Annotated in this window: 16 protein-coding genes; 14 read left to right on the top strand and 2 right to left on the bottom strand. The window is 32.4% G+C overall.

All coding sequences use genetic code 11. The features are described 5' to 3' along the window. Window positions 1-140 precede the first annotated feature (140 nt). The 3 genes from ACGH80_RS09960 to ssb all read left to right on the top strand — a co-directional run bounded on the left by ACGH80_RS09960 (window position 141) and on the right by ssb (window position 2,018). On the top strand, window positions 141-803 hold the full coding sequence (locus ACGH80_RS09960) for a PFL_4669 family integrating conjugative element protein (protein ID WP_174798377.1): 663 nt from the start codon (window positions 141-143) through the stop codon (window positions 801-803). A gap of 17 nt (window positions 804-820) precedes the next feature. Beyond that, window positions 821-1,336, top strand: coding sequence for a DUF3158 family protein (locus ACGH80_RS09955; protein ID WP_174798376.1), 516 nt, complete (start codon window positions 821-823; stop codon window positions 1,334-1,336). Between the two features lie 184 nt (window positions 1,337-1,520). Next, on the top strand, window positions 1,521-2,018 hold the full coding sequence (gene ssb / locus ACGH80_RS09950) for a single-stranded DNA-binding protein (RefSeq protein WP_174798375.1): 498 nt from the start codon (window positions 1,521-1,523) through the stop codon (window positions 2,016-2,018). A 53-nt stretch (window positions 2,019-2,071) separates the two neighbouring features. Here the strand turns inward: ssb and ACGH80_RS09945 are convergent, their stop codons facing one another. Then, window positions 2,072-2,371: a transcriptional regulator gene (locus tag ACGH80_RS09945; RefSeq protein WP_202115371.1), complete on the bottom strand. Its 300-nt coding sequence runs from the start codon at window positions 2,369-2,371 to the stop codon at window positions 2,072-2,074. Between the two features lie 99 nt (window positions 2,372-2,470). On the opposite strand from ACGH80_RS09945, the gene ACGH80_RS09940 reads away from it, so the two are divergent. Then, window positions 2,471-3,403, top strand: coding sequence for a hypothetical protein (locus ACGH80_RS09940; protein WP_065606432.1), 933 nt, complete (start codon window positions 2,471-2,473; stop codon window positions 3,401-3,403). 38 nt (window positions 3,404-3,441) lie between these two features. Here ACGH80_RS09940 and ACGH80_RS09935 read toward each other — a convergent pair whose 3' ends face one another. Beyond that, window positions 3,442-3,894 (bottom strand): hypothetical protein, encoded by a 453-nt coding sequence (locus ACGH80_RS09935; RefSeq protein WP_081297996.1) that lies wholly within the window; start codon window positions 3,892-3,894, stop codon window positions 3,442-3,444. 163 nt (window positions 3,895-4,057) lie between these two features. Here ACGH80_RS09935 and ACGH80_RS09930 point away from each other — a divergent pair, with 163 nt between their 5' ends. The 10 genes from ACGH80_RS09930 to ACGH80_RS09885 all read left to right on the top strand — a co-directional run bounded on the left by ACGH80_RS09930 (window position 4,058) and on the right by ACGH80_RS09885 (window position 13,433). Further along, window positions 4,058-6,082, top strand: a complete 2,025-nt coding sequence (locus ACGH80_RS09930) for a DNA topoisomerase III (RefSeq protein WP_174798374.1) — start codon at window positions 4,058-4,060, stop codon at window positions 6,080-6,082. 767 nt (window positions 6,083-6,849) lie between these two features. After that, entirely contained in the window at window positions 6,850-7,416 is a 567-nt protein-coding gene (locus ACGH80_RS09925) for a hypothetical protein (protein ID WP_065590115.1), read from the top strand. Then, entirely contained in the window at window positions 7,413-8,216 is an 804-nt protein-coding gene (locus ACGH80_RS09920; RefSeq protein ID WP_174798373.1) for a hypothetical protein, read from the top strand. The genes ACGH80_RS09925 and ACGH80_RS09920 overlap by 4 nt, the downstream gene beginning before the upstream one ends. A 2-nt stretch (window positions 8,217-8,218) precedes the next feature. After that, window positions 8,219-8,983 carry a TIGR03759 family integrating conjugative element protein gene (locus ACGH80_RS09915; protein WP_174798372.1) on the top strand — a complete coding sequence of 255 codons (765 nt, stop codon included), beginning with the start codon at window positions 8,219-8,221 and terminating at the stop codon, window positions 8,981-8,983. Further along, the gene (locus ACGH80_RS09910) at window positions 8,983-9,498 is read left to right on the top strand and encodes a PFL_4695 family integrating conjugative element protein (protein WP_174798371.1); all 516 of its coding nucleotides are present in this window, start codon (window positions 8,983-8,985) and stop codon (window positions 9,496-9,498) included. The genes ACGH80_RS09915 and ACGH80_RS09910 overlap by 1 nt, the downstream gene beginning before the upstream one ends. Before the next feature lie 16 nt (window positions 9,499-9,514). Next, window positions 9,515-11,689 (top strand): type IV conjugative transfer system coupling protein TraD, encoded by a 2,175-nt coding sequence (traD, locus tag ACGH80_RS09905; protein WP_174798370.1) that lies wholly within the window; start codon window positions 9,515-9,517, stop codon window positions 11,687-11,689. Continuing rightward, a complete protein-coding gene (locus tag ACGH80_RS09900; RefSeq protein WP_174798369.1) occupies window positions 11,689-12,384 on the top strand; it encodes a TIGR03747 family integrating conjugative element membrane protein in 696 nt (231 codons plus the stop codon). Before traD ends, ACGH80_RS09900 begins: the two co-directional genes overlap by 1 nt. A 95-nt stretch (window positions 12,385-12,479) precedes the next feature. Beyond that, entirely contained in the window at window positions 12,480-12,794 is a 315-nt protein-coding gene (locus tag ACGH80_RS09895) for an RAQPRD family integrative conjugative element protein (RefSeq protein ID WP_411579504.1), read from the top strand. Beyond that, the gene (locus ACGH80_RS09890) at window positions 12,787-13,032 is read left to right on the top strand and encodes a hypothetical protein (protein ID WP_411579505.1); all 246 of its coding nucleotides are present in this window, start codon (window positions 12,787-12,789) and stop codon (window positions 13,030-13,032) included. Before ACGH80_RS09895 ends, ACGH80_RS09890 begins: the two co-directional genes overlap by 8 nt. Before the next feature lie 23 nt (window positions 13,033-13,055). Then, a complete protein-coding gene (locus ACGH80_RS09885; protein ID WP_174798366.1) occupies window positions 13,056-13,433 on the top strand; it encodes a TIGR03745 family integrating conjugative element membrane protein in 378 nt (125 codons plus the stop codon). Window positions 13,434-13,436 lie beyond the last annotated feature (3 nt).

The following is a 13,436-nucleotide window of genomic DNA, read 5'->3' as shown; positions in this document are numbered from 1 at the left end:
ACAGCTAGCTGAGTAGTCTAATTACTGTTACGGGGGGCAACAGCTAGCTGAGTAGTCTAATTACTGTTACGGGGGGTAACAGCTAGCTGAGTAGTCCAATTACTGTTAATTTTAAATTTTATTTAAATAGGAGTATTCCGATGGAAACTGAAAACAATCAAGTCGGTGTTTTACGAAGTGATATTAAAATAGAGCTTCATACTGTTCCAGCAATTCAAATCTGGTATGGCAGAAAAAAAACTGATGATAAGCATCAAATTCAAAGTATGACAAGGGCTATTGCTTATTTAAAAGTCATTGAAATAGCAACACGTCTTGATGATCCCTACGCAGATATCAGATTGACTAAATTCTATGAGCATATTACTAAAATTGAAAAATTATTAGATGTTGAGAATTATCGTATTGATGAAATACTTAAATCAGTCCCGCCAGGTTTTAAAATAAGTGATGCGACATCAGTTAAACCCGTTGATCTGAACCTATTTATTAATGTGCCAAGTGGTTATCAATTAGTATTTTTACTGTGTAAATTTGATTTATTTGTCCGAAAAGTTCAGCTAGCTAAACATATTTCATTAATCAAAAATAGTGATGCATCAGATAGGCAGAATATGATTGCTCATGAATTACGTTCGTTAATTACTTATATTACTAAATATAAACGCACTGGTGTAACACGAAAAGATTTTGTCGATAATACCCCGTTAGCAACTAAAGCTATTGAGCAATTAGGGATTGTACCAGAAGAAATACTAAATGCAGATAAAATGCGAGACCGAACAGTATCAATAACTAATTAACATAATAAGGTGAGCTAATGAATGAGTTTTATAAAGATGAATATGCAAATACACTCTCTTCAGCAGATTATCAATTTGCAATACAACATCTATCCCTAAAAGGCCTTTTAAAGCCTTTTAAAGGTAAGGGGGAATATGAAGCTATTTTACAAGAAATTGAATCGTACATTTTTAGATTAGAAAACATTGCAGAAAGACTCATCAATGACACAAGAGATAAATTACCCATTAAGTATTTACCTTTTTATTTGAAAAAAAGACGCTTATCAAATGGTTCAGTATATTTAAGTTGGAAGTATAAGAAAATAGTTATTGTGAACGGTAAAACTAGTCGTACTGAGATTGAGGGAAAACGATTGATATTAGATGCATTGGAACAAAACAATTTGAGTCATGAGGATAAAAATTTTATCCGACAACTAGAAATTGATCGCTTAACGTTAAATTTTCAAATGCGAGTATGTATTCGAATCAGACACTTAATTAATGAAATGTTGCCCAAGTTTGATGAGCTTAACATACCAACTAAATAATATGAGTCGATAAATTATATTTAATTGACTGAGGCTTGGTTTCAAATGTTTGACTATGCTTAAAATTAGTTAGTAGTTAATTTACTGTTACGGGGGGTAACAGCTAGCTAAGTAGTCAAACTACTGTTTACTGTAACGGGGGGTTACAGTAAGCTAATATGTGTAATAATATAGGAGCAAAAGAATGGCAAGAGGAATAAACAAGGTAATTTTAGTTGGCAATCTGGGGCAAGATCCTGAGGTTCGTTATATGCCGAATGGTAATGCTGTTGCTAATTTTAGTGTTGCAACATCAGAAACATGGAAGGATAAACAAACGAATGAAACCCGTGATCGCACTGAATGGCATCGTATTGTTGTATTTGGTAAATTAGCTGAAATTGCTGGCGAATACTTAAAAAAAGGTTCCCAAATTTATATTGAAGGGCAATTACAAACTCGAAAATGGCAAGATCAGTCAGGACAAGATCGTTACACAACTGAAGTTGTAGTCAACCCAATTGGCGGTACTTTACAAATGCTAGGTTCACGGGATGGTTCACAAAATTGGGGACAAAGTGCTAACAACTCTTCATCTGCACCAGTGCCACAATCAACAACGCAAAATGCACCAACTACAGAACAAGCTACAGCTATGCCTGAGGAGCCACCAATGGACTTTGATGACGATATCCCATTCTAGAGTTTACTTTATAAATATTAAATAGATAATCTAGCTAAAAGTAGTTAGGCTATCTATTTTTCGAGGGTTATTTTTAAAATTCTTAATATTTCTTTTTTAGGTTTATTTTGCATTTCGTTGTATCTCATTTTTAATGATAATGCTTGAGTTGCTAATATGACTATGTGGGGAACTGACTCTGATTTTTCGTAATTTTGATATGTTCTTGTTGTCACGTTTAATTGTTCTGCTGCAATCTCTTGACACCAACCGAAACCTCTCCTCCAAATTTTTAATTCATATCCGTTCATATCGTCATTCTCTAATTTAAAAATACGAAAATTTTTCGTATTTTGGTTTGAAATTTTATTCATATTTATAACTGAATAAATCAGAAAATAAAATGATATATTGAATAATTTAAAAAAATTAATAATAATAAATTATAAGTATGTAGAAAGGTAGAAGATAATATGCACTTATATAAAGTTTTGCCTAATAGTACAATATTTCATGTCATTGAACGGAATCAATATGAAAAAGATACACAAAGTAAATTTCCTTTCGTTCAACAAAATGACAAAGGTGAAGCTTGCTATTTTGCTATTTGTCCTGCTTGTGATAATCCTATACAAATTATAAATCTATATCACAGCTCAGATAAATTATTGAAACCTTATGGAAAGCATTATCACAAACCAGTTAGTGGAGCTAATAATAACATTGTACAATTAGGTTATTTTAATCCAGATAATTATAAACAATGTCCATTTGCAGCCCATAACGCTAACAAACGCTATAAATCTTCTGATAGAAAATCAAAGCTAGATGAAACATCCAGAAAAATATTAACAATCTTGGGCCAACATTTAGATCGAATTATTTATCTTATCCAAAAAGATATTGGTTTTCACATAGGCAAGAATTTACTTACTAATATGTTACAAAATTATATTAACTTTGAAGGGTATCTTTATTGCGGAGCTACAATTCTTAATATCCCTTGGATATTTGCTTATATGGCTAAAAACCATTCTTTATTCGGTAAAAAAATAATTGACAGTACATTAAAGGACACAATTCTAGAAAAGACTAATAAATTTATAAAAATGGAAGAAGGATATTTCATTTTTTCTAGTAAAATTTTTACAGAATTAAATTTCTATTTTACAAATCATATTCCGCTTAGTGCTAATAATAAAAAAGAGTCTATCGATTTAGTCATTACTTATCGAGTTTCAAATAGTGAATTTCGTGAACCACAAGAAATTTACCGAAAAACTATCGAAATGAATCATGTTCATTTTAGTAATTTGATAAATCTGGATAAATGGCATAAAAATTCTTTTAGTGATTATTGTATAGAACAGGCAAATGAATTGATATCACCTATACTTATAAGATAAATTTAATATAGGTGATGTTTGTTGCAAAATTTACTAATTTAAAATTTATTGGATAAGTGGTAGCGATTTTCTACTAATATCCAAAATTGGACGTTTATTTGAGGTATATAGTTGTTTTGCTCTGCGATTTTTAAGCAATTAAGAATAGTAAAAAGCCCGATTTGAAACTCATGTTTGGTATCTTTAACTTTAAATAAAATAGGATTATCGCAATTGTCACAAATGCAGTTTGTAATAATAGCAGGGTTTTTCATACAAATTTTTTTATGAGCATTGTAACAGTCATCATTTTTATAATATTCATTTAACGTATTAGTCCATTTATCGTCTTTAGGAATATATCCGAGTTGCATTGCTAGTTGTGCAAAATAGATAATATTAAAAAGTCCAATACAAAAATTGAATTTGCCGTTTGACATGTTAAATATTAGCGTTTCGTGGTTTTTATAATCTAAAAATGAATGATTAACGGGAATAGCCATATCTATCATTATTTACTCCAATAATTGTTTATTGAACTTTAATTATAATTATGCTGTATATGTTTTTTATTATTAAATCAATATTCCATTTAGCAATATTGATTTAACTATCCCATATTTATTTCAATTAATTAATATTCAGTTATCAAAAACAATAAGAGAATGAATGTTAATGAAATTATTTATTTGTGAAAAACCTAGTCAAGCTAAAGATATCCAGAAACATATTGGAGCTACAGTTAATGATAACGGTTTTTATCGTAGCTCCGATGGAAAAATATGTATTACATGGTGTGTCGGTCATTTGCTGGAACTAGCAGAACCACATGTTTATGACGAAAAATTTAAGAAGTGGAGCATAGACGATTTGCCTATTTTACCTGAAAAGTGGGTTTATAATGTTGCTCAAAAAACGTCAAAACAATTCAAAGTGGTTCAAGGGTTAGTAAAAAAAGCTAACGTCATTATTATCGCAACAGACCCCGACCGAGAAGGTGAAGCTATTGCGTGGTCTCTGTTAGAGCGTTTTAACTGGAAAGGTGAAACTAAAAGATTATGGTTTTCAGCACTTGATGATACATCAATAAAAAAAGCCCTTGCTAGTCTTAAGGCAGCTAGTGAAACTTATCCGTTATATTTAGCAGCCCAAGCTCGAGCAAAAGCTGATTGGTTGGTCGGTTTCAATAGTACAAGACTATTTACTTTACTAGGTAGAGATTTGGGTTACGGCGTTTTATCTGTGGGTCGTGTTCAGACACCCGTCCTAAAGCTAATTGTCGATAGAGATAGAGAAATTAAAAATTTCATACCCAAACCTTATTTTTCTGTAAATATTCAGTTATCTAAGACATCCCAGACATTTAATGCCACTTGGATTCCAGAAGAAAATATAGACGAAGCGGGACGATGTCTTAATGAATCTTTTGCAAGACAAATAGCACAAAAGCTACAGCATTCAAGAGAAGCAAAAGTTATTGATGTTAACACTGAACGGGTTAAATTCTCTCCTCCTTTAGCATTTAGTTTAAGTGACTTGCAGAAAGCGTGCTCTAAAAAGTACGGTATGTCTATGCCTCAAGTACTTAATATTGCTCAATCACTTTATGAAACACATAAAATTACAACTTACCCAAGAACTGATTGCGGATATTTGCCTGAATCAATGTTTGATGAAGCCGAAACCATAATTTCTGTTATTATGAAAAATGATCCTGAAATGGCAAAATTTATGCCACAGATTAATTTAGCTTATAAATCTCGACTTTGGAATGATAAAAAAGTAACCGCACACCATGGCATCATCCCGACATCAAAGACTATAGAATTGTCACAACTTAGTGCAGATGAATTAAAAGTCTATGATTTGATTCGACGAAACTATTTAGCTAATTTTATGGTGCATAATGAAGTAGATAAAACAGTAGTTAATTTAATTAGTGCTGAACAGAAATTTCAAGCAAAAGGTACAGTGTTAGTTGAGCTGGGATGGAAAGTATTATTTACAAGAGACAACATTGAAAATGCTGAAGATGTTGATGATAAACAAAAACTTCCACTTTTATCTAACAATGATATTTGTACTATTTCTAAAGTTGACTTTAGATCGTTACAAACTAAGCCACCGACACATTTCGATGACGGTAGTCTGCTTGATGCAATGAAACAAATTGCCAAATATGTAGAAAACCCTCAATTAAAAAAAATGTTAAAAGAAACTTCAGGGATTGGTACAGAAGCAACAAGAGCAGGAATTGTAGAAACATTAGAAAAACGTAATTACATTGAACGAAAAAAGAAAATTATTCTGGCCACAAATATTGCATATGCACTGATAGATAGCCTACCTGATGTATTAAAAGATCCAGGTATGACAGCCCTGTGGGAGCAAGAATTAGAAAATATTGCAACAGGTCAACAGCAACAAAGCGAGTTTATGCGTAAACAGTATATTTTTATTAATCAACTAATTCAAACGTATAAAGGAGCCGAGTTACCTAAGAATATCACATCCCCAAAAGTCTCAAAAACAAAATCATACGATTGCCCTGAATGTCAAAGTGGTGCACTTATTAAAAGAGAAGGTAAAAACCAAAAAGGTAAATATATTTGGTTTGGTTGCTCTCGTTACAAAGATGGATGCAAATTTACTTGTTTTGGGGACAAGAAAGGTAATCCTGTTTTTGAGAAGACAGTGTGAATATAGTGATTATTACTAGAATAAAAACATACTTAATTAGATTCTATATTGTAAAATTAAACGAATTATGACAGAATCAAACTTCACTCCGCTTTTGTGGTTTTGCGGTCATAAAATCACTAATTTATTTTGGATTAATTTTTAACCCTTATTAATCTGAAATGTCCCAAGTCCATAATTTATGGCTGCTTGTAACAACTCTGTGTAAGTTACAACTATACATACGGTTGGATAGAGCTGTATGTGTATCAGAGCTGATTCAATTCACATCAATTTTGAAATAATATACAACAAGGAGCAAGGTGGTTCTTGTTCCTGTCTTTCCTGTCTTTGTCCGAACTCAGGGTAAATACCATTGTAAATTGTAGCAAGAAAAACAGTGGTATTTACCTTGTTTGTTCTATAACGACTAATAACAACACCAAACTGAATGGTAAAAAATCAGTAGCCCTTAGTGCGTTAACGCGTGCCTGATAAGACTGTTTAAAGCAGGCTTGTTTATTCGGTTCATCTCAGCTAACTAAATAGCGAATCGAGAATGTGTATGAAATTGCATGATTTTTGAGGGGAGAGTGCATTTTATCACTTTTTATTGAGTTGTCTTTAACTCTAATTATATTAATTACATATATACTTGGAAACAAAAGCCCATTTTGATAATTTTGATAAATGGGTTTTTTGTTGTACTCAGCATTGATTTATTTGTTTACTCAGTCATCATTGCATTTTACCTTTTTACTTTCTATATTAATCTAAAGGTAAATACAATGAAAATCGCTATCTCTATGTTAGCATTGCTTCCAATATTTGTATTAACAGCATGTACAAATAACTCTAAAACTATTAGTTCTAAGTCTAAAATAGAATCTAAACCTACACCAGTTTTGCAGACAGATCGATATACCATTGTTGAACTAGATGATCCAATTCATAAATATGTTTTAGATCAAATTATTAATATTTCACTACCTAAAAATTTAAATTTAACAGTTAAAGATGGAATGGAATATGCTTTAAAACAATCAGGTTATTCTCTTTGCACTAACTCAGATATCAATGTTCTTTATGAAAGCACTTTACCTAAAGTTCAATATAAAATGGGGCCAATTTTATTAAATGATGCACTACATGTTATGGCTGGCCCTGCTTGGAATTTAGATGTTAATGACGTTGAACGAGAAATCTGTTTTCATCTAAAAAAAGGATATTCTCGAAAACAACAACCTATTTCCTCAGTTAAACAGGAACCTCAATTTGAAACTTATCAAGCACCTCCTCAAATGATAGAAACAAAAGAACTAAAAAATGTTGAAACAAAAGGAGGCAAAAAATGAAGGATACGCTAATAAATAAATTAAATATAAACCAACCCATTGCAATAACTAAAAAAATGGTCGTTTTAATATGTGGTGTATTTGTAATCTTGTTTATATTAGTAGCAATAGCATTGCATTTATCTCTCCTTAACATGAATCAAGCATCTAATAACTATAAAGAACTGGAAGATAAAATAAACACGAATAATGTAAGTATAAATAGTATTAACACATTGGAAAAAAAATTAGATGAAATTCAGTTGGAACAGAAAAAAATCAATGTTGATTATGATAATTTAAATACACGCTCTGCACGAAGTCAACAGGACATAACGTCATTACAACTAATTCTAAATGATAAAAATCTCGATAGTAAATTAGATAATTTTGAAACAGCTATAGCAAATATTGAAGTTGAGTTAGAAGCAGTTAAGAATGTTCAAAAAATGCAACAAGAATCATTAGATGGCGTTGTGGCATCTTTCCAACAATTTAAAGATCAGATTATACAAAAAATTACAGTAATGCTATCAAATAACAATAGCAAGTCAACCAATACAACAAGAAGTAATATTATAAAGGCTAAAACTGCAACGGCAATAAATTTTAAATATCAATTATCTAGCATTGAATTTAGAGCTGGTGAATTAGTTGCTGTATTCCTACCTAAAAATGCGACATCACTATCTGCGTTGAAATTTGTAAATGAAGGTGAGTTTATAGATGATTTTTGGAAAGTTGCAAAAATTGATAAAAACTCTGTGAAATTAATAAATAGTAAGCAACAAACTTATACTCTAACAATAGATAAGGAGTAAATATGATACTAAAAAAACAAATATGTTTGTTATTGCTATTAAGTTTTATGTCTTGGGATTTATTAGCTAATTCTCAACTAGTTTCAAAGGATCTTGATTCCACAAAATCGGTTGAAAAATCTGATGAAGAATCTCGGAATACACAAGAAGAAAGAATTAAAGAGAAAGCATCTTATTGGGGATTGACAGTTACAGAATGGCAAAAATATGAAAAACTTATTAATGAAGGCGGACGGCGTTATTGGTCTCCTAATCTTGATCCTCTAACTACCCTTGGGGTTGAATCTGAAACTCAAGAAGAACGAGAACATTACGCAACACTTCTTGCAAAAAAAGAATTTGAACGTACGACTAAAGAACTTGAATTTCAACGGATTTATAATCGTATGTTTAAACAACTTTATACAAACGTATTACCTGTTGAGTTGGATGATAATCCTAATTTTGTAGCACCTCTAAATTATGAGGGGGACAGAATGATTTTATTTATTGATATTAATGATAATGTAAGAAGTGAAACATTATTAGGTAAAGCATTAAAAACACATAAAGAAATGGATATTTATTTGCTGAATACCAAACATGATGATCTAGCTGTCCAAAGGTGGGCTAGTCTAAATCATCTTCCAATTGATAAAGTAAAAAGTGGCAAAATCACATTAAATCACAATAGTGGTGAATGGGAACAAATCGGAAAAAATACCTTGCCAATTTTAGTACAAAATCAGGGTGGCAAATGGAGACAAATTGAATTGGGTGATTTGTAATGATTATAAACAAAAGAGCATTAATTTTTATTATCTCTATAACAGCTCATTCTGCAATAGCTGATTTGAATGTTGTCAGTGATTACGGCGGGAATTCGATGGGAGTGTATTATGAAATGTTAGATCCTCAAGATGAATATAGTGAGCAACAACAGCAATTTTTAGCCCCTGAAAACATGAAAATTGATGAGGGAACCTATTTACCAGTGCATAGTGAAAAACTTTCTCCAGGTATTTTTGAATCATATTCAATTGATTATCCGACATTGCAACCTTTTATCATCATAGGCGCTGATGAACTTTCTATTGAATGGTTGAAAGCTCGAAATAATGATTTAGAGACAATAAATGGTATTGTTGCCGTTGCTGTAAACATAGACAATGTCAATCAGATTAAAACATTAAAATCTCTTACTAATATTCCTATATATGCCATGTCTGGCGATGAACTCGCAGAGAAGTTTCAAATAACATCATATCCCGCTCTAGTTACTGCGAAAAGTATTGAACAATGATTATGGGAATAACATCATGAGTAATGAGCACAATATTGAGGCCATATTTAGACCCGCTTCTGAGCTGTATAGTGCTGTAACATCAATAAGTTGTGCATTTATTTGTCTTGTTGCTCCGTGGGCTGTAGCGTTGTCAACTTCTGTTAATATTGGTGTTGCAGGTGCTTTTTTATTGTTTGGCATTTACAGAGCCAAACAAGGTATTACCATTATTCGTTATAAAAGAAATATAAAACGTTTACCATTCTATTCACTGACAAGCGAACAAATTCCTGTTAGCCAAAAATTTCTTTTTCTAGGAAGAGGGTTTAAATGGGAGCAAAAACATTTACAACGAATTATTTTGTGTCGTAGAGAAGAATATAAGCGTTTTGTTCAACCATCAGCTATATATCGGGCTGCGAGACACTGGGAACAAAAACATGAAAGAAGCCTTATAGCAAAGTGTACTAGTTCAAATCGTTGGTTTAATCCAGTAAAACCATTACCACCAGTAGGCGGAAACCCATTCTTACACGGTGTCGAAATTAATGAGGTCGATATTATGATGCCATTTGTGGATAGGGGCGGTCATACGTTAGTATTGGGAACAACAGGTGTTGGAAAAACAAGATTGTTAGAAGTTCTTGTTACACAGGATATAGCTAGAGGTGATCCTGTTATTGTCATTGATCCTAAAGGGGATGCCGACTTATTAAAAAGAATGTATGCAGAAGCTAAACGGAATGGTAGACAAGACGAATTTTACATATTTCATTTGGGTTACCCTGAAATTTCAGCTAGATATAATGCTATCGGTCGTTTTAGTCGAATTACTGAAGTTGCGCAGCGTGTTTCAGCTCCACTGGCGGGAGAAGGCAATTCCGCAGCATTTAAAGAGTTTGCATGGCGATTTGTTAATATCGTTACTAAGGCGTTAATTGAACTGGGTCGTCGTCCAGATTACATTCAAATCAATCGTTATACAAACAATATGGATACCTTATTTTTAGAATATGCTCAGCACTATTTTGATAAACACGATCCAAAAGCTTGGATCACTATTAGTGAAATGGCAACAAAAGTTAATGACAAGAATGTTTCATTAGCAATGAGGGGAAGAGACAAGCTTGTCGTTGCTCTTTATGATTATATTGCTGCTAAAAAAATACGTGATGATGTTCTGGAAGGTTTACGTTCAGCTATTCAATACGATAAAACGTATTTTGATAAAATTGTTGCCTCACTAATGCCATTTTTAGAGAAGTTAACAACAGGAAAAACAGCACAATTATTAGCTCCAGACTACTTGGATATCAATGATGAACGACCAATTTTCGATTGGGAACAAGTCATTCGAAAAAAGGGTATTGTTTATATTGGGCTTGATGCTTTGTCTGATGCTGTAGTTGGTGCTGCCGTTGGAAACTCAATGCTAGCAGATCTTGTATCAATAGCTGGGTATATCTATAAATATGGTGTTGACGACGGATTACCAGGAGAAAATAGATCTAAAATCAATGTGTGTTTACATACTGATGAAGTGAATGAAATCATGGGTGATGAGTTTATTCCTCTTGTAAATAAGGCTAGAGGGGCAGGAATAAATGTTACTGCATACACACAAACGATTTCAGATATCGAAGTCAAAGTGGGGAGTGCCGCAAAAGCAGGGCAAGTGCAAGGTAATTTCAATAATATAATTATGTTACGTGTTCGTGAAACCAAAACAGCAGAACTTATTACATCACAACTTCCTAAAGTTGATATCTACAAAAATACGGTGGTATCAGGTGCAAGCGATACACCGAGTCCTGATACAAAAACGGATTTCACATCGAGTACACAGGACAGAATTAGTACTGAATCAATGCCATTACTTGAGCCATCGGAACTAATACAGTTACCAAGAGGACAAGCGTTTGTCCTGACTAACGGTGGTGTTTTATATAAAGTTCGCATGCCTCTTCCGTCTCAAGAGCAAGATATTATGATGCCTGATTCCATTAATACACTTTCTAAAGAGATGGCAAAAAGTTATTCAACAGGTGAACAATGGTGGGTAAATTCAAATTCAGTATGGGAAAAGCCTGAAATAGATAATGATTCAGATTGTCCTGAGGAAAATGAATTACCAGTTCATCTAGCATTGGACATTGATGATGATGAAAAAGCTTTTTTACATACTTTACAAGAGGAGAAAGATGAATAATGGCCAATGTTGAATCTGATTCAAATTCAAATAAGCCCAAAAAAAAGGGATTTATTTCATCTATAGTTTCTACACTTTTTTTTTCACTTCTTATAAGCATTGTTATTGAATGTATTGGCATAACGTTTTTTTGGACTGAACTCGGTGATAGTCATAGCGAAGAAATGCTCAATGTTGAGTTTAGTTATCTTGAACAAGACTTTGTCAATAGCTTTATTTTGTCTGAGCCTGTAGTTTTTGCTGAAAATATTATTACCAATACATATCAATTCATTGCTGTTAAAACGGGATTGATTGAAATAGTAGATGGAACTGTGAACGATGAAAGCTCGACTGTTTATAAATATATTAATTCGGTTGGCGTTTATGTAAAAGCCATTATTAATATTATATTGGTTTTTTTGGTTCGCTTAGTTATTTTGACTCTTTCAATACCGATTTTTATTCTTGCTGCTATTGTTGGTTGTGTAGACGGTTTGGTTCGGCGAGACATTCGGCGATTTGGAGCAGGTCGTGAATCAAGTTTTCTATATTATCATTCTAAAGCATGGATAAAGCCTTTGTTAATTTTATCATGGCTTATCTATTTATCAGTTCCTTTTACAATCCATCCAAATGCCGTTTTCATTCCCATGGCCTTTTTATTTGGTCTCAGTATTAGTATTACATTTGGTTCATTTAAGAAATATTTGTAAGCCAATTTTTTTTAAAAAATCAAAAAAGATTTAATTGATGTTTTTCGCATATTAATCATTATAGTAGAAATCCAGTTTAAAACTGGAGAAAAAATATGCGAAAGCATCCTAACATAATTCTTTCAATAGTTGGTTTATCTTTATTGTTAAGCTCTAATTTGAGTGTCGCAAATGAAAAAGAAGAACTCGCATTAGTGTTAAAACAACTTAAACAAGTTAAGCAATCGTTACTAAAAAGCGAGATTGTTTCAGGAACCGAGCAATCAGAACGTTATCATTTTAATTATAAAGCAATACAAAATGATATTGATCATGTTATGCACGGTATCGAAAGCTACATATCCCCGACAAGATCTCAACCTCGTACGCTTAACTTTCCAGTGATTGAAGGTGAATATCAAAATGAATGATATCAGCGAAAAAACTTATAAGGCTTTTAAAGATGGTGCAACATTTACAATGGATGACTCATTTAATTTTTTCGGTGCGATATGTTTTGCTGTAGGGCTATTTTTAATTGCTATCATTATTTTATGTCTTTTGAAGGGGGTCGGTGATGAAAGTATCAAAGTTGATGATTTGCCGTCAATCATTATTCGGGCTGTTGTGTTTTTATTAATACTGGGATCTTTTATTTATTTTCGATAAAAATGTTTAAGGAGAAAAAATTCATGTTCAAAAATACAAAAAAATTATTTCAAGTAAAAAATAATAAGATGTCTATAAACCTAATATTACTGTCTTTAGCTTTATGGGGACAAAATGCGTTGGCAAAAATGCCGAAAATAGATGATCCCACACAAGGGAAAAAAAGCGGATTTTTAGCAAATATGCAAGCATATATATATGACGGCTTCGTTTTTGGCGGATTGATTATCGTTGGCGGTGTTTTTATTGTTGCAGCAAAAAATATCATCGTTGAGTATAACAATATCGGTGAAGGGAAAGGGTCTTGGGCAAAGCTAGGCACTTTAGTTGTTATAGGTATTGTATTAGTTGTCGCTTGTATTTGGCTTGCAACATTGGCGGCTGAAACACTGCAAGATTAATAG

This window comes from Gilliamella sp. BG1 (assembly GCF_046635625.1).
In the GTDB taxonomy this organism is placed as follows: Bacteria; Pseudomonadota; Gammaproteobacteria; order Enterobacterales; family Orbaceae; genus Gilliamella; species Gilliamella bombi.
This window is presented reverse-complemented; position numbering and strand designations above follow the sequence as displayed.